This window comes from Bradyrhizobium sp. SRS-191, from assembly GCF_024586915.1.
GTDB lineage: Bacteria > Pseudomonadota > Alphaproteobacteria > Rhizobiales > Xanthobacteraceae > Bradyrhizobium.
The window spans coordinates 158,420-175,787 of the sequence record NZ_JANBVS010000004.1; the positions used below are offsets into that span (position 1 = coordinate 158,420).

Annotated in this window: 13 protein-coding genes; 7 read left to right on the plus strand and 6 right to left on the minus strand. The window is 66.7% G+C overall.

Features of this window, described 5'->3' with window-relative positions; genetic code table 11:
• The first annotated feature begins 22 nt into the window (after positions 1-22).
• From pimC to NLR35_RS09525, 6 genes are all read left to right on the plus strand, one after another.
• Positions 23-1,213 carry a pimeloyl-CoA dehydrogenase large subunit gene (gene pimC, locus NLR35_RS09500; RefSeq protein WP_257166304.1) on the plus strand — a complete coding sequence of 397 codons (1,191 nt, stop codon included), beginning with the start codon at positions 23-25 and terminating at the stop codon, positions 1,211-1,213.
• 145 nt (positions 1,214-1,358) lie between these two features.
• Positions 1,359-2,501: a pimeloyl-CoA dehydrogenase small subunit gene (pimD, locus tag NLR35_RS09505; protein ID WP_257166305.1), complete on the plus strand. Its 1,143-nt coding sequence runs from the start codon at positions 1,359-1,361 to the stop codon at positions 2,499-2,501.
• 204 nt (positions 2,502-2,705) lie between these two features.
• On the plus strand, positions 2,706-3,479 hold the full coding sequence (locus NLR35_RS09510) for an SDR family NAD(P)-dependent oxidoreductase (protein WP_257166306.1): 774 nt from the start codon (positions 2,706-2,708) through the stop codon (positions 3,477-3,479).
• 396 nt (positions 3,480-3,875) lie between these two features.
• Positions 3,876-5,378: a glycerol kinase GlpK gene (glpK, locus tag NLR35_RS09515; RefSeq protein WP_257166307.1), complete on the plus strand. Its 1,503-nt coding sequence runs from the start codon at positions 3,876-3,878 to the stop codon at positions 5,376-5,378.
• 4 nt (positions 5,379-5,382) lie between these two features.
• Positions 5,383-5,976: a GNAT family N-acetyltransferase gene (locus NLR35_RS09520; RefSeq protein WP_257166308.1), complete on the plus strand. Its 594-nt coding sequence runs from the start codon at positions 5,383-5,385 to the stop codon at positions 5,974-5,976.
• A 62-nt stretch (positions 5,977-6,038) separates the two neighbouring features.
• Positions 6,039-6,671 carry a glutathione S-transferase family protein gene (locus NLR35_RS09525; protein ID WP_257166309.1) on the plus strand — a complete coding sequence of 211 codons (633 nt, stop codon included), beginning with the start codon at positions 6,039-6,041 and terminating at the stop codon, positions 6,669-6,671.
• 232 nt (positions 6,672-6,903) lie between these two features.
• On the opposite strand, the gene NLR35_RS09530 is transcribed toward NLR35_RS09525, so the two are convergent.
• The 5 genes from NLR35_RS09530 to metF form a co-directional block, all read right to left on the minus strand.
• Positions 6,904-7,923, minus strand: coding sequence for an HlyD family secretion protein (locus NLR35_RS09530; RefSeq protein WP_257166310.1), 1,020 nt, complete (start codon positions 7,921-7,923; stop codon positions 6,904-6,906).
• Positions 7,920-8,639 (minus strand): ABC transporter ATP-binding protein, encoded by a 720-nt coding sequence (locus tag NLR35_RS09535; RefSeq protein ID WP_257166311.1) that lies wholly within the window; start codon positions 8,637-8,639, stop codon positions 7,920-7,922. The genes NLR35_RS09530 and NLR35_RS09535 overlap by 4 nt, the downstream gene beginning before the upstream one ends.
• Positions 8,636-9,769, minus strand: coding sequence for an ABC transporter permease (locus NLR35_RS09540; RefSeq protein ID WP_257166312.1), 1,134 nt, complete (start codon positions 9,767-9,769; stop codon positions 8,636-8,638). The genes NLR35_RS09535 and NLR35_RS09540 overlap by 4 nt, the downstream gene beginning before the upstream one ends.
• 508 nt (positions 9,770-10,277) lie before the next feature.
• Complete coding sequence (gene metH, locus NLR35_RS09545) at positions 10,278-14,150, minus strand: methionine synthase (RefSeq protein ID WP_257166313.1); 3,873 nt, start codon at positions 14,148-14,150, stop codon at positions 10,278-10,280.
• The gene (metF, locus tag NLR35_RS09550; protein WP_257166314.1) at positions 14,150-15,067 is read right to left on the minus strand and encodes a methylenetetrahydrofolate reductase [NAD(P)H]; all 918 of its coding nucleotides are present in this window, start codon (positions 15,065-15,067) and stop codon (positions 14,150-14,152) included. Before metF ends, metH begins: the two co-directional genes overlap by 1 nt.
• Positions 15,068-15,439: 372 nt before the next feature.
• Between metF and NLR35_RS09555 the strand changes: the two genes are divergently transcribed.
• Positions 15,440-16,459: an LLM class flavin-dependent oxidoreductase gene (locus NLR35_RS09555; protein WP_257166315.1), complete on the plus strand. Its 1,020-nt coding sequence runs from the start codon at positions 15,440-15,442 to the stop codon at positions 16,457-16,459.
• A 213-nt stretch (positions 16,460-16,672) separates the two neighbouring features.
• On the opposite strand, the gene NLR35_RS09560 is transcribed toward NLR35_RS09555, so the two are convergent.
• Positions 16,673-17,341, minus strand: a complete 669-nt coding sequence (locus NLR35_RS09560) for an NAD(P)-dependent oxidoreductase (protein ID WP_257166316.1) — start codon at positions 17,339-17,341, stop codon at positions 16,673-16,675.
• Positions 17,342-17,368: the final 27 nt, after the last annotated feature.

Sequence of the window (17,368 nt, forward strand, 5' to 3'; positions counted from 1 at the left end):
AGATACAAACGGGAGCGATCCAATGGATCTTGCATTTACCAAGGAAGAGCAGGCGTTCCGCGAGGAAGTCAGGCAGTTCTTCAAGGACAACGTGCCGCCTGAGACGCGCCGCAAGATGGTCGAGGGCCGGCATCTGTCGAAGGACGAGATGGTGACCTGGTGGCGCATCCTCAACAAGAAGGGCTGGGGCGTCTCGCACTGGCCGACGGAATATGGCGGCACCGGCTGGAGCTCGGTGCAGCACTACATCTTCAACGAGGAGCTGCAGGCCTATCCGGCGCCGCAGCCGCTCGCCTTCGGCGTCAGCATGGTCGGCCCGGTCATCTACACCTTCGGCAACGAGGAGCAGAAGAAGAAGTACCTGCCACGCATCGCCAATGTCGACGATTGGTGGTGCCAGGGCTTCTCCGAGCCGGGCTCGGGCTCCGACCTCGCGTCGCTGAAGACCAAGGCCGAGCGCCGCGGCGACAAGTGGATCATCAACGGCCAGAAGACCTGGACCACGCTCGCCCAGCACGCCGACATGATCTTCTGCCTGTGCCGCACAGATCCCTCTGCCAAGAAGCAGATGGGCATCTCCTTCATCGTCTTCAGCATGAAGTCGAAGGGCGTCACGGTGCGTCCGATCCAGACCATCGACGGCGGCCGTGAGGTCAACGAGGTGTTCTTCGACGACGTCGAAGTGCCGATCGAGAACCTGATCGGCGAGGAGAACAAGGGCTGGGACTACGCAAAATTCCTGCTCGGCAATGAGCGCACCGGCATTGCCCGCGTCGGGGTCTCCAAGGAGCGCATCCGCCGCATCAAGGAGCTCGCCGCCAAGGTCGAGTCCGGCGGTCGCCCGGTGCTGGAGGATCCGTCGTTCCGCGAGAAGCTCACGGCCTGCGAGGTCGAGCTGAAGGCGCTGGAATTGACGCAGCTGCGGGTCGTCGCCGACGAGGGTAAGCACGGCAAGGGCAAGCCCAACCCGGCGTCGTCGGTGCTGAAGATCAAGGGCTCCGAGATTCAGCAGACCACCACCGAGCTCCTGATGGAAGTGATCGGCCCGTTCGCCGCGCCGTACGACGTTCACGGCGACGACGACAGCAACGAGACCATGGATTGGACCGCCCAGATCGCGCCGAGCTACTTCAACAACCGCAAGGTCTCGATCTACGGCGGCTCCAACGAGATCCAGCGCAACATCATCGCCAAGGCGGTGCTGGGGCTCTGATTTGTGAGCCGCAGCGCTTCGACAACGCACGCCGTCATGGCCGGGCTTGACCCGGCCATCCACGCGGAGCCCCGCAGTGGCCCGACGTGGATGCCCGCGACAAGCGCGGGCATGACGGAGAATGGGGATACTGGAGAATCAACCAATGGATTTTGATCTCACCGAGGAGCAGCGCCTCCTCAAGGACAGCATCGACGGCCTGCTGGCGGATGCCTATGATTTCGACAAGCGCAAGCTGTACATGAAGGAAAAGGGCGGCTGGAGCCGCGCGATGTGGTCCAAGCTCGCCGAGCAGGGCCTGCTCGGCCTGCCGTTCTCCGAGGAAGATGGCGGCTTCGGCGCCGGCGGCGTCGAGACCATGATCGTGATGGAGGCGATGGGCCGCGCGCTGGTGCTCGAGCCCTATCTCGCGACCGTCGTGCTGTCGGGCGGCTTCCTGCGCCATGGCGGCTCGGCGGCGCAGAAGGCGGCGCATCTGCCTGCAATCATCGACGGCAGCAAGACGTTCGCCTTCGCCCAGCTCGAGAAGCAGTCGCGCTACGATCTGTTCGACGTCGCCACGTCCGCGAAGAAGAAGGGCGATGGCTGGGTCATCGACGGTGAGAAGTTCGTCGTGCTCAACGGCGAGAATGCCGACACCTTGATCGTCACCGCGCGCACCTCCGGCGGCCAGCGCGACAAGTCCGGCATCGGCGTCTTCATCGTGCCGGCCGATGCGAAGGGCGTCACCCGCAAAGGCTATCCGACGCAGGACGGTCTGCACGCGGCGGACATCACCTTCACGGGAGTGGAGGTCGGTGCTGACGCCGTGATCGGCGATGCCGCCAACGGCCTGCCGCTGATCGAGCGTGTCGTCGACGAGGCCCGCATCGCGCTGTGCGCGGAAGCGGTCGGCCTGATGGACGAGTCGCTGAAGACCACGGTCGAGTACATCAAGACGCGCAAGCAGTTCGGCGTCGCCATCGGCTCGTTCCAGTCGCTGCAGCACCGCGCCTCCGACATGTTCGTGGCGCTGGAGCAGGCTCGCTCGATGTCGATGTTCGCCACCATGGCCGCCGAGTTCGACGACGCCAAGGAGCGCGCCACCTCGATCGCCGCGGCCAAGGTGCAGATCGGCAAATCGGCCAAGTTCGTCGGCCAGCAGTCGGTCCAGCTCCATGGCGGCATCGGCATGACGATGGAGGCCAAGATCGGCCATTACTTCAAGCGGCTGTCGATGATCGAGCTGACCTTCGGCGACACCGACTACCACATGCGCCGCGTCAGCGAGGCGGGTGGGTTGATCTGATCCCACGACCTCATTCCGGGGCACGCGCGCAAGCGCGTGAGCCCTGAATCTCGAAGTTGTTACGATGTCTGCCATGCCCCGCGAAAGCGGGGCATCCAGTATCCAGAGAGGTCGCGATTCATCACGATCGCCGCGGCGTACTGGATCGCCCGGTCAAGCCGGGCGATGACGGCGAATGTGAGGACACGGCGGAGAAAGCAGAACATGACCCCCAATCCCTTCAACCTCGCTGGACAGGTCGCCGTCATCACCGGCTCCAGCCGCGGCATCGGCCGTGCCTCCGCGGAGCTGCTCGCGCAGCTCCGCGCCAAGGTCGTGATCTCCAGCCGCAAGGCCGACGCCTGCGAGGAGGTCGCGAGCGGCATTCGCGCCCATGGCGGCGAGGCCCACGTCATTGCCTGCAATATCTCCCGCCGCGCCGAGGTCGACGCGCTGATCGACGGCGCCGTGAAGCATTACGGCCAGGTCGACATCCTCGTCTGCAACGCCGCGGTGAATCCGTATTACGGCCCGCTGCTCGACATCACGGACGAGGCCTTCGACAAGATCATGGCCTCCAACGTGAAGAGCAATCTGTGGCTCTGCGCCAAGGCGATCCCGCCGATGGCCGTCAGGGGCAAGGGCTCGGTCATCATCGTCTCCTCGATCGGCGGCCTGCGCGGCTCGACCGTGATCGGCGCCTACGGCATCTCCAAGGCCGCGGATTTTTCGCTGTGCCGCAGCCTCGCCGGCGAATGGGGCCCGCAGGGCGTGCGCATCAATTGCGTCGCGCCCGGCCTGGTCAAGACCGATTTCGCCCGCGCGCTGTGGGAGGACGAAGCCCGCCTGAAGCAGCGCTGCGCCACCACGCCGCTCCGCCGCATCGGCGAGCCGCACGAGATCGCCGGCGCAGTCGCCTATCTGGCGTCGGATGCCTCGACCTTCATGACGGGGCAGACCATCGTCGTCGACGGTGGTGTGACGACGGCGGCGGTGTAGCCCCCGCTGTCGTCCCTGCGAACGCAGGGACCCATAACCACCGGCCGGGCTGAGACGATGACTGGCAGTTGTGCCTCACCGACGGATCGCGCGGTATGGGTCCCTGCGTTCGCAGGGACGACAGCGGAGTTTGCGGTCGCGGCGCGTCAAGACAATCAAGATCGCCACCTCATCCTCCGGTGTCGTCCCGGACAAGCGCGCGGCAGGCGCGCGCCGATCCGGGACCGACGCCCAGGCAGGCGTGATGATGCGCACTGGCTGAACGATACCGCGTCAAAACGGGTGACCGTGGCTATGAGCCCCGTTCGCAATGACCGCGCCAAGAGATATTGACCTTCCCCCGCCAATCCGCTTGCTTGTCGGCCCAACGTCGTCAACTTCCCGGGAAGAAACTCTATGTCCTTCGTGCTGGCCATCGATCAGGGCACCACGTCCTCGCGCGCGATGGTGTTCCGCTCCGACATCTCGATTGCCGCGGTGGCGCAGCAGGAATTCCCGCAGCATTTCCCGGCCTCGGGCTGGGTCGAGCATGAGCCGGAGGACATCTGGACCTCGACTGTGATGACCTGCCGCGATGCGCTCGAGAAGGCAGGTCTCGCGGCCAAGGATATCGCCGCGATCGGCATCACCAACCAGCGCGAGACCACCGTGGTGTGGGACCGCGCCACCGGGCAGGCCGTGCATCGCGCCATCGTCTGGCAGGACCGCCGCACCGCCGATATCTGTGCGAAGCTCAAGGCCGAAGGCCATGAGCCTGACGTCAGCGCCAGAACCGGCCTGATCATCGATCCCTACTTCTCCGGCACCAAGGTGGCCTGGATCCTCGACCACGTGCCGGGCGCGCGCGAGCGCGCCGAGCGCGGTGAGCTGATGTTCGGCACCGTCGACTGCTACCTGCTGTGGCGGCTGACCGGCGGAAAGGTGCACGCCACCGACGCCACCAATGCCTCGCGCACCCTGTTGTTCAACATCCACAACGGCACCTGGGATGACACGCTGCTGAACCTGTTGCGCGTGCCGCGCTCGATGCTGCCCGAGGTGAAGGATTCGTCCGCCGATTTCGGCACCACCACGCCCGACCTGTTCGGCGGCCCCATCAAGGTCGCAGGCATCGCCGGCGATCAGCAGGCGGCAACCATCGGTCAGGCCTGCTTCACGCCGGGCATGATGAAGTCGACCTATGGCACCGGCTGCTTCGCGCTGCTCAACACCGGCGCCACGCCGGTGAAGTCGAACAACAAGCTGCTCACCACCATCGCCTATCAGTTGAACGGCGTCCGGACCTACGCGCTGGAGGGCTCGATCTTCGTCGCGGGCTCGGCCGTGCAATGGCTGCGCGACGGGCTCGGCATCATCAAGCACGCCGCCGAAACCGGTCCGCTCGCCGACAAGTCCGACTCGATGCAGTCGGTCTATCTGGTGCCGGCCTTCGTCGGCCTCGGTGCGCCCTATTGGAATCCGCGCGTCCGCGGCGCGCTGTTCGGCCTCACCCGCAACACCGGCCCGGCCGAGCTCGCGCATGCGACGCTGGAGAGTGTCTGCTATCAGACCTACGATCTGTGGGCGGCGATGCGCGCCGACTGGCCCGATGCGTCCGCGGCCACCATCGTGCTGCGCGTCGACGGCGGCATGACGGCGTCGGACTGGACCATGCAGCGCCTCGCCGACCTGCTCGACGCGCCGGTCGATCGCCCGATGATCCAGGAGACGACCGCGCTCGGCGCCGCCTATCTGGCCGGCCTCCAGGCCGGCGTCTATCCCGAGCCGGAGAAATTCGCCGACAATTGGCGGCTCGAGCACCGCTTCCGGCCGGCGATGAGCGCCGCCACCCGGCAGCGCAAGCTCGCTGGCTGGGCCCGCGCCGTCAAGGGCGTGCTGGCGAGCGACGAAGGCGAGTAGGGCGGTGTCTGTTCCCGACGGCTATTTTGATGTGCCGCCCGGCAAGGTCGCCGCGGTCGTGACGTCGCTGGAGATGCTGGCGCCGCCGGTGCTGCGGCCTGATCCCATCGGCGATTGGGCATTGCGCCGCGTCGCGCAGCCCGATCCCGCCTGGTACCGCGACCTCTACGCGCGCGTCGGTTCGGAATGGCTGTGGACCCAGCGGCTGCGGATGAGCGAGGCGGAGCTCTCGAGGACCATCCGCGCCGAAGGCGTCGAAATCACCACGCTGGAGCATGCCGGCGGCGACGAGGCTCTGCTGGAGCTCGACTTCAGCAAGAAGAACGAGTGCGAGCTGGTGCTGTTCGGCGTGACGTCGAAGCTGATCGGCACGAGCGCTGGCCGTTATCTGATGAACCACGCGCTGCGCCGCGCCTGGGCCCAGCCGCTGACGCGGCTCTGGGTCCATACCTGCAGCTTCGATCATCCGCGCGCGCTGGCCTTCTATCAGCGCTCCGGCTTCCGTCCCTATCGCCGCCAGATCGAGATCGCGCCAGACCCGCGGCTCGACGGCACCCTGCCGCGCGATGTCGCACCTCACGTGCCGCTGCTCGCCTGAACTCGCCAGCTGACAACGCGTGCGAATGACGCTTCAATGGCGCGCCCAGAAGAGGATGCGCCATGTTCCTGATCGGCCAATACGACTCGCCCTTCGTCCGCCGCACCGCGATCGCCCTTCGGCTCTACGGGATTCCGTTCGAGCACAGACCGTGGTCGACCTTCGGCGACGCCGACAAGATCGCGCCGTATAATCCGCTGCTGCGCGTGCCGGTGCTGGTGCTCGACGACGGCGAGGCGCTGATCGACTCGGCCGCGATCCTCGATCATCTCGATGAAGCCGTGGGGCCTGCGCGCGCGATGCTCGCGGCGCGCGGCGGAGTGCGCCGTCAGCAGCTGCATACGATCGCGCTCGCCACCGGGCTCGGCGACAAGGCCGTCAGCCTGATCTACGAGCGCGTGCTGCGCAAGGATCGCCTCGCGCTGTGGGTCGCGCGTTGCGAAGCGCAGATCTCAGGCGTGCTGGCGATGCTGGAGGCCGAGCGCGCCGCCGCGACGGCGCACTATTGGTACGGCGAGGAGATCGGCCATGCCGACATCGCCGTCGCCTGCATGCTGCGCTTCACGTCGGAGGCCCATCCGCATCTGTTCGATGCGGCGCGCTATCCGGCGCTGGCGGCACATGCCGCGCGCTGCGAGGCGCTGCCGCCGTTCCAGGAGATCGTGCAGCCGCTGGCTCCGCCGAGCGGGGATTGATGTGTCGGACGAAGCTGTTGCCGCGGCGACGCTGCGCTCCCTCTCCCCGTTCTTACGGGGAGAGGGTTGGGGTGAGGGGCAGCCGCGCGGGAAGTGTTAGTACGGGGCAAACGCGCCTGGAGTGCTCGTGGAGAGACCTGCACCCCCTCATCGAGCCAGCCGCGTTCAGGTGGGCTCGATCTATTTGGCCGGGATAGCACGTCTTGAGCTCGCGGATCGAATGACCCTCACCTCACGGCTTGAAATACACATCCACCTTCATGCCCACCGCGAACGGGCCGGGCTCGGCGAGATCCACCAGCACCTCCACGACATCCACGTCGGTCATGTTGCGCTGGCTGAGCGCCGCAGTGCGGCTGCTCTCGACCAGCGGGGCGACGGCAGCGACCTTGCCGGCGATGTCGCGGCCGCGGAAGGCGTCGCAGCGGACCACGGCCTGCTGGCCGGGCTTGATCTTGTCGAGATCGCGCTGGTCGAGCTCTGCGCGCACGCGCAGGGATGACATGTCGCCGAGCAGCACCAGCGGCTGCGCGGCTTGCGGTGAGGCGATCTCGCCGGCGCGCGCGTTGACCTGCAGCACCGTGCCGTCGAGCGGGGCGCGGAGGGTGAGCTTCTCCAGCGTCGCACGAGCCGCCTGCAGGTCGCTGCGGGCGACGTTGAGCTGCCCCTCGGCGCTGATCGGCAGCGGCGCATCGGCGGTGACCTTGCGCAGTTCGTCGGTCTGCTGATCCAGCTTGGTCAGGGCATTCGCCAGCTGCGTCCGTGCAGCCTCGACATCGCTGTCGGCGCCGCGTCCGGTGCGCCGCTCGGCCACCGCCTTGTCGAGCGCGGCGCGGGCGTCGAACACGGCCGCCTGCGCGTCGGCCACGCCATCCTCGGCGCGGCGGCGCGGGCCGGCGCCCGACGGCGTCGATTCCTTGTTGCGGACGCGCTTGCGCATCGCGGCCTGCGCCTCCGCGCTGGCGAGTTGCGCGCGCGCCTCGGCGTCGGCAAGGCGCAGCAAGGCCTGGCCGGCGAACACCGTGTCGCCCGGCTTGACCAGCACCTCCTGGATCGGCGCCACCACGGGCGCGCCGAGCTTGATCAGGCCGGACGCCGGCTCGACGCGGCCGGGCGCCACCGCGAGCCAGCGCTCCTCCTGCGCATTGGCCGCGCGCGCCGCTGGTGCGCTCCCGGCCGGCGCAATAGCGAGCGCCAAGGCTGCCGCCGCAACGAGGCCAAGCGCGGCGCGAAGTGAAGCTGCCGAGATCATGCGTTCGAGACCTTCTTCATCGACTCTCCCACGGCCTCCTCGCGGACGATCCGGCCGTCCTCGATATGAACGACGCGGCTGGCGAACGGCAGAATGCGCGGGTCATGCGTCACGACCAGCACCGCGCGCGACGGATCCTTGGCGATGTCGGCGAGCAGCGTCATGATCGCCTGGCCGTTCGAGGTATCGAGGGCGCCGGTGGGCTCATCGGCGAGGATCACCTGTGTCTTGCCGACGATGGCGCGGGCGATCGCGACGCGCTGCTGCTCGCCGCCGGAGAGCTCGCGCGGCAGCGATTTGCGCTTGTGGCCGAGACCGACGGTGGCCAGCACCTCGCGCGAGGCCAGCTTCGCCGCGCGCGCCCACTCGCCGCGGACATCGAGCGCGAGCCGGACATTGTCCTCGGCGTTGAGCGTCGGAAACAGATGGTAGGACTGGAAGATGAAGCCGATGCGCTCGCGCCGGAGCTTGGCCAGCGCCTCGGCGTCGAGCGCGGCGACGGCCTGGCCGCCGACCTTCACCGTGCCGGCATCCGGCGTCATCAGGCAGCCGAGGATCGACAGCAGCGTGGTCTTGCCGCTGCCGGATGGGCCCATCAGCAGCACCAGCTCGCCGCCCTTCAACGACAGGCTGACGCCCTTCAGCGCCTGCACCCGGCCGGCGCCCTGGCCGAGGTGATGCACGAGATCGGTGGCTTCGAGCACGATGTCGCTCATCGCGAGAACACCATGGCCGGATCGATGCGCATCACCTTGACGATCGCCGTGATCGCCGAGCCGACGCACATCGTCACCGTCAGGGCGAACAGCGCGACCGTGAGCAACGGAGTCATGATCACCGGTAGTGCCGATTCCGCGGTGGCCGCGGCCACGACCTTGCCGATGCCCGCCGCACCGGCGAAACCGACGATGGCGCTGAGCAGCGCCTGCCAGATGATGACGGTGTAGATGTAGCGGCTCGACGAACCGATCGCGCGCAGCGTCGCGAATTCGTTGAGATGATCCTTGGTGCTGGAATAGAGCGTCTGCGCCACGATCACCGTGCCGACGATTACCCCGAGCAGCGCGCCCGCGAACAGCGCCGCGCCCGCGCCGGTGCCGAACAGCCAGAACGAGCGGCTGCGGTTGCGAAACTCGGCTGCGGTCAGCACCTCGACATTCCCCAGGCTGTCGCGCAGGGCCTGCTGCACTTTCCAAAGATCCGCGTCGGGTGCGAGCCGCACCAGCAGATAGGACGCCTTGCTCGGCGTCGTCCCGGTGTAGGTGCGCGCGCGCTCGACATCGGTGAACACATAGGGCGTGGTCGTGAACGAGCGGATGCCCTTGCTCACCGCCATCACCTGCACCTTGCGGTCACGCAGCTCGGCGGTCTGCTCCACGCCTGAAATGCCCAGCCGCTCGAAATAGGTCTGGTCGATCGCGACCGCGCCGGGCACCGAGAGATCGTCGAGCCGGCCCTCGACCACATTCCACGGATGCAGGCCGAGCCCGCGAAGCTCCGAGCCGACCACGAACACCGGCGTCGTGGTGCCCTGCGGCAAGCGCCATTGCGCATAGCCGATGACGAGCGGCGTGGCCTCGGCGACGCCCGGAACGGCCAGCGCGCGGAACCGCTGCCGCTCGTCGAGCAGCGAGGGGTCCTCGAAGCATTTGGTGCCGACGGGCATGATCCACAGCTGCGCCGGGGAATGGTCGATCATGGTCGTCACCATGCGGCGGAAGCCGACATAAAGGCCCATCTGCACGGTCACCAGCACGATCGAGAAGATGATGCCGATGACGGTCGCGACGAAGCGCAGCCTGTCATGGAACAGGTTTCGCGACGCAAGCCTGAACTGCAACGACATGAACCAAAACCACCCGTCGCCCCCGGGGCATTTCAGCCGGTTACGGCGGCGATGTCCACGCCGGATCGGGCCACGTCAGCTGTGGCGCTTTGTCATTCGGAGCCGCCGTGGCGCGGGGGACACGGCCGGGGCGGCCAGACTAAGATCTGCGTGTGAGCCGACCAGGGTGCCTCACAACTGGTGTCGTCCCTGCGAACGCAGGGACCCATAACCCCAGGGAGAAGTTGTTTTTGCTCGGTTTCAGCCACCGCAGACTACGGAGGGATCACGCGGTATGGGTCCCTGCGTTCGCAGGGACGACGGCTGTGGGTGTCGAGGCCGCGCGGGCAAACGTGGGAATCGATAGCCGTCCGTCACAACCGGTGTCGTCCCTGCGAACGCAGGGACCCATAACCACAGGGCGTGGTTGTTTTGCTCGATATCAGCCACCGCAGACTACGGATGCATCACGCGGTATGGGTCCCTGCGTTCGCAGGGACGACAGCTGTGGGTGGGGAGGCAGTGCCGGCTATTTCGCGCCGACCGCCTTCTTGCGCCAGGCCAGATGCACCGCGCAGGTGCAGCCGGCGGGATGGCTGGCGAGCTCGGCGGGGGTGGCGTCGTTGGCTGGGGCGGGAGCGGGCGAGGCGACAGGGCGCGCCGCGGCGTCCGCCTGTTGTCCGCCTCTCGCCGGGATGTAGTTCAGGATCGGCGCCAGCCAGCGCTCGACCTCAGCCACCGTCATGCCCTTGCGTGCGGCGTAGTCCTCGACCTGGTCGCGCTCGATCTTGCCGACGCCGAAATAGAAGCTCTCCGGCGAGGCGAAGTAGAGGCCCGAGACCGACGAGCCCGGCCACATCGCAAAGCTTTCGGTGAGGCGCACGCCGGCGTTTGTCTCCGCATCCAGCAGTTCGAACAAGGTCGCCTTCTCGGTATGGTCAGGCTGCGCCGGATAGCCGGGAGCCGGACGGATGCCCTGGTACTTCTCCAGGATCAGATCGTCGGGCGAGAGCGTCTCATCCGGCGCATAGGCCCAGAACTCGCGGCGCACGCGGGCATGCAGACGCTCGGCGAAGGCCTCGGCGAGGCGGTCGGCCAGCGCCTTGACCAGGATCGAGGAGTAGTCGTCATTGGCGTTCTTGAAGCGGTCGGCGACGGCGTCCTCGCCGATCCCCGTCGTCACGACGAAGCCGCCGACATAGTCCGGCACGCCTGAACCCACGGGCGCGACGAAGTCGGACAGCGCGGTGTTGAAGCGGCCCTCGCGCTTCTCGAGCTGCTGGCGCAGCGTGTGCAGCGTCGCAAGCTCCTGGGTACGGCTATCGTCGGCATACAGCACGATGTCGTCGCCGACAGCGTTGGCCGGCCAGAAGCCGATCGCGGCGCGCGCCGTGAACCACTTCTCGGAGACGATCCGCTTCAGCATCTTGAGCGCGTCGTCATACAGCGCCCGCGCGGCCTCGCCGACCTTGGCGTCGTCGAGGATGGCTGGGAAACGCCCCGCCAGCTCCCAGGTCTGGAAGAACGGCGTCCAGTCGATATAGGGCACGAGCTCGGCGAGATCGTAGTCGACGAAGGTCTTCGTCCCAAGGAACGTCGGCTTCACCGGCTTCGCCTTGGCGAAATCGACCTTCGGCGCGTTGGCGCGGGAGTCAATCAGCGACAGCCGCTTCTTGTCGGCCTGGCCGCGCAGATGCGCCGCGGCGATCTTCTGATACTCGGTGCGGATATCGGCGGCATAGGCATCCTTGCGCTCCGGCGACAGCAGCGACGAAGCCACGCCCACGGCGCGGCTGGCGTCGTTGACATGCACCACCGGGCCGCCCTGGTAGTTCGGATCGATCTTCACGGCGGTGTGGACGCGGCTCGTGGTGGCCCCGCCGATCAGGAGCGGCACGTTGAGGCCCTGGCGCTCCATCTCCGAGGCGAGATAGGCCATCTCGTCGAGCGACGGCGTGATCAGGCCGGAGAGGCCGATGATGTCGGCATTCTCCGCCTTCGCCGTCTCGATGATCTTGGCCGCGGGCACCATCACGCCGAGGTCGATGACCTCGAAATTGTTGCACTGGAGCACGATGCCGACGATGTTCTTGCCGATGTCGTGGACGTCGCCCTTGACGGTGGCGAGCACGATCTTGCCGGCATTGGAGCGTTCGTTGGCGCGGCCCTTGTTGGCGGCCTTCTCGGCCTCCATGAACGGCATCAGATAGGCGACCGCCTGCTTCATCACGCGCGCCGACTTCACGACCTGCGGCAGGAACATCTTGCCGTCGCCGAACAGATCGCCGACCACGTTCATGCCGGCCATCAGCGGGCCTTCGATGACGTCGAGCGGCCGCGTCGAGGCGGCGCGCGCCTCTTCGGTGTCCAGCTCGATGAACTCGGTGATGCCGTGCACCAGCGCGTGGGAAAGCCGCTTGCCGACCGGCCATTCGCGCCAGGCGAGATCGGCCTCCTTGGTCTGCCGCTCCTTCCCACGGAATTTCTCCGCCAGCGCCAGCAGCCGCTCGGATGCGCCGGGATCGCGGTTGAGGATGACGTCCTCGCACACCTGGCGCAGCTCAGGATCGATGTCGTCATAGACGATCATCTGCCCGGCATTGACGATGCCCATGTCCATGCCCGCCTTGATGGCGTGATACAGGAACACCGAGTGCATGGCCTCGCGCACCGGCTCGTTGCCGCGGAACGAGAACGACAGATTGGACACGCCGCCGGAAATGTGGGCATGCGGCAGGTTCTGGCGGATCCAGCGTGTCGCCTCGATGAAGTCGACGCCGTAGTTGTTATGCTCCTCGAGCCCGGTCGCGATCGCAAAGATGTTCGGATCGAAGATGATGTCCTCGGGCGGGAAGCCCACCGTCTCGACCAGGATCTTGTAGGCCCGGGCGCAGATCTCGGTTTTGCGCTGGTAGGTGTCGGCCTGGCCGGTCTCGTCGAACGCCATCACGACGACAGCGGCGCCGTGGCGGCGCGCGATCTTCGCCTCGTGGATGAACTTCTCCTCGCCTTCCTTCAGCGAGATCGAGTTCACCACCGGCTTGCCCTGCACGCATTTCAGGCCGGCCTCGATGACGTGGAATTTCGAGGAATCGACCATGACAGGCACGCGTGCGATGTCCGGCTCGGCGGCGACGAGGTTGAGGAAGGTCCGCATCGCGGCTTCCGAGTCCAGGAGACCCTCGTCCATATTGACGTCGATGACCTGGGCACCGTTCTCGACCTGGTCGCGCGCGACCTGCAACGCAGCGGTGTAGTCGCCCGCGGTGATCAGCTTACGGAATTTGGCCGAGCCCGTGACGTTGGTGCGCTCGCCGACATTGACGAACGGAATGGCCGGCGTCAGCTCGAACGGCTCCAGGCCCGACAGCCGCAGCCGCGGCGCGATCTCAGGCACGGCGCGGGGCTTGTGCGGGGCGACCGCGGCGGCGATCGCCGCGATGTGGTCCGGCGTGGTGCCGCAGCAGCCGCCGACGATGTTGACGAGGCCCGCGCTCGCGAATTCGCCGATCAGCCGCGCCATGTAGGCCGGGGTCTCGTCATACTGGCCGAACTCATTGGGCAGGCCGGCATTCGGATAGGCGCAGACCAGCGTATCGGCGACACGGCCGATATCGGCGACATGGGCGCGCAGATCCTCGGCGCCGAGCGCGCAGTTGAAGCCGATCGTCAGCGGCTTGGCGTGACGCACCGAATTCCAGAACGCCTCCGGCATCTGGCCCGACAGCAGGCGGCCGGACTTGTCGGTGATGGTGCCAGAGATCATCACGGGCACGTCGATGCCGCGTTCCTCGCACAACTCGGCAATCGCATACAGCGCCGCCTTGGCGTTGAGCGTGTCGAAGATGGTCTCGACCAAGAGAATGTCGGCGCCGCCGTCGAGCAGCCCGCGCGCCTGCTCGCCATAGGCGAGGCGCAGATCGTCGAAGGTGACGGCGCGGTAACCGGGGTTGGAGACGTCAGGCGAGATCGAGGCGGTGCGGTTGGTCGGACCCATCGCGCCGGCGACGAAGCGCTGTTTGCCGTCCTCGGCCGCGACGCGGATCGCCGCGTTGCGCGCGAGCCGGGCGCCCTCGCGGTTGAGCTCGTAGATGATGTCTGACAGGTCGTAGTCGGCCTGCGCGATCGACGTCGCCGAGAAGGTGTTGGTGGCGACGATATCGGCGCCGGCGCGCAGATATTGCGCGTGGATGTCCTCAATCGCCTCGGGCTGCGTCAGGATCAAGAGATCATTGTTGCCGCGCAGATCGCGGTGGAAGTCCTTGAACCGCGCACTGCGGAAGGCCGCCTCGTCGAACTGCAGCGCCTGGATCATCGTGCCCATGGCGCCGTCGAGAATGAGGATGCGCTCGCGGGCAGCAGCGAGAAAGGCGGTACGCGCGGTGGAAACAGGAGCGGACATCAGGCGGCAGCCTTGTGGGCGGACTTCGGGCGAATGCCGAGCAGATGGCTGATCGCGAACACGAGGTCGGCGCGGTTCATGGTGTAGAAATGGAAGGTGTCGACGCCATGCTTGGCGAGCTTCTGCACCTGGCCGGCAGCGACGGTGGCCGCGACCAGCTTGCGGGTTTCGGGATCGTCGTCGAGCCCGTCGAACTTCTCGGCCAGCCAGCTCGGCACGGTGGTGCCGTTACGGCTCACGAAGCCGCGCGCCTGCTTGAAATTGTGCAGGGGCATGATGCCCGGCACGATCGGAATGTCGATGCCGCGGGCCCGGACGCGGTCGAGGTAGCGGAAGTAGACGTCGTTGTCGAAGAACACCTGGGTGATCGCCCGCGTCGCGCCGGCATCGACCTTGGCCTTGAGCATGTCGATGTCGGCGTCGAAGTCGCGGCTCTCCGGGTGCTTCTCCGGATAGGCCGAGACCGTGACCTCGATGTCCGGATGCCGCTTCTTGATGCTGGCGACCAGCTCGGGCGAGCTCTGATAGCCATCGGCATGGGTGGTGTAGGGCGTGCCGATGCCGCCGGGCGGATCGCCGCGCAGCGCCACGATGTGGCGGACGCCGACCTCGTGATAGCGATCGACCACATCGTCGATCTCGCCGCGGGAGGCGCCCACGCAGGTCAGATGCGCGGCCGGCAGCAGCGCGGTTTCCTTCAGGATGCGCGCGATGGTGGCGTGGGTGCGCTCGCGCGTCGAGCCGCCGGCGCCATACGTCACGGAGACGAAGCTCGGCTCCAAGGGGGCGAGACGCTCGATCGAACTCCACAGCGTCCGGTCCATGTCCTCCGACTTGGGCGGGAAGAACTCGAACGAGATTTTCGGCCGGATGATCGCGGCGTGTCCGTCAGTGATGGCGGTGGCGAGGTCGGTCATGGCGGCGCAGGTTCCCGATGGCGCGTAAATTTCAACTTGAGAGCGGATCGCTGCTCAGATGCGCCAAGATAGGGGAAGTGCGCCGCAATAAACAGCCCACCGGAAATGGGATTTGGCCCACAATGGGAGGATGAGTGGCATTTTCGGTGTGGTTTGTGGATCTTCGAGTGGGCGGGAAAAGACCAGCGTTACCAATATAAGTTGCGACGAACCAGTTAAATCGTCCCAAATTTTAGGGTGGGATAGGGTTGATCGTTGAATGTATACAGCCTGATCGTCCCAACAGAACTTCGATCTGATCCCTGCATTTCCGGCAGACCACCGGCGCGCTTGGCCCATTGTGGCGGGCGTCCCAGTCACTAGGTTGAAGCCATGATCCCGATTTCAGTCCTCGATCTCTCCGTCACCACGACGGCCACGCCAGCATCCGTGGCGTTGCGCAACAGCATCGACCTGGCCCGCCATGTCGACCAGCTCGGCTATGTCCGCTACTGGCTCGCCGAGCATCACAGCCTGGTCTCGGTGGCGAGCCCGGCGCCCGACATCATGATCGGCCAGATCGCGGCCGTGACGAAGCATATCCGCGTCGGCTCAGGCGGCGTGATGTTGCCAAACCATGCGCCGCTGGTGGTGGCCGAGCGCTTCAAGATGCTGGAGGCGCTCTTCCCTGGTCGCATCGACCTCGGTCTGGGCCGTGCGCCCGGCACCGACGGCACCACGGCCTACGCGCTGCGCAGCCGGCTCGACCGCCGCGAGGGCGACGACTTTCTGGAGCGGTTGCACGAACTGACCTTGTGGGAGACGCGTGAGTTTCCCGCTGGCCATCCCTACAACAATGTCATTGCGATGCCCGACGATGCGCCGCTGCCGCCGATCTGGCTGCTCGGCTCCAGCGATTATTCCAGCGAGCTCTCGGCGCAGATGGGCATGGGCTTTGGTTTCGCGCATCATTTCGCCAATCACGATGCGATCGACGCGATGACCAATTATCGCGCCCATTTCATCGCCTCGCGCTGGCGCTCGCAGCCGCATGCGATCCTGGCGGTGGCCGTGGTGACGGCGGAGACTGATGCTGAGGCCGAACGGCTGGCGTCGTCGATGGACCTCAACCGTCTCAGGCGCGATCGCGGCCAGTTCCTGCCGCTGCCGAGTCCCGAGGAGGCCGCAGCCTATCCGTATACAGACTCCGACCGTGCTTCGATCGCGCGCAACCGCTCGCGGCTGTTCGTCGGCTCGCCGTCGACGGTGCGCGCCAAGCTCGATCCGATGATCGCGGCGAGCCAGGCCGACGAGCTGATGGTCATCACCGCGATCTTCGACCACGAGGCCCGCAAGCGCTCCTACACCCTGCTCGCCGACGCCTTCGGCCTGCCGCGCCAGGCGGCGGCGTAATCTGCGCGACGTCATTCCGGGGCGAGGCCGCAGGCCTCGAACCCGGAATCTCGAGCTTGGTTTGCACCCTTTCCCACAATCTCGAGATTCCGGTTTCAATCGTCCATGCGCCGCATGGACGATTGCCCCGGAATGACGGAAGCGTGGACGCGTTCTTCCCTCCGCGCCTGTCGGCTCTTGAAGCACCAGAGCCTGCACCCCGCCCGATCCATCTCACCACGTGATCAGCGGCGAACGGTGCAGGAAGCTGTCGTCGCTCACCTGATCCACAACGAAGCGCGCGACGTCGGCCCGCGCGATCGTGCCGCCGTGGAAGCCTGAGAGATCCGTCAGCGCGCGGACTGCCTGGCCGCCCGGCTTGTCGTTGAGCATGGCCGGGCGGACGATGACCCAGTCGAGGCCGCTGTCGCGGATGATCGCCTCCTGCCGGTTCTTGTCGGCGTAGACGTTGCGCAGCAGCAGCGGCAGGATCAGCCGGTCGTAGACGAAGCCGCCATGCCCTTTGCTGTCGCCGGCGCCGATCCCGGTGATCGCGACGAGACGCGCAACATGCTCGGCTTTCATCGCAGCGACGAGCGCCCGTGTCGACGTCGAGAGCGCCGTGACCTCGCGGAGCGGGCTGAGCGCCGTGCCCAGCGAGCTGATGACGGCGTCCTGTCCCTTGAGCGCCTTGCGCAGCGTGGCTTCATCGCGCGCATCGCCGACGATCAGGCGCGCGCCTTGCAGATCGCCGGCCTTGTCGGGCGAGCGCACCAGCGCGCTGACATTGTAGCCGCGCGCCAGAGCGTCGCGCACGATCAGCTGCCCGGTGCCGCCGGTGGCGCCGAGCACCAGGATGCTCGGCTTTGATGTCGTAGCGTTGTCGTTGTTCAGACCGGTCATGGCGGCCTCCTTCAGATGGAAGCGGGA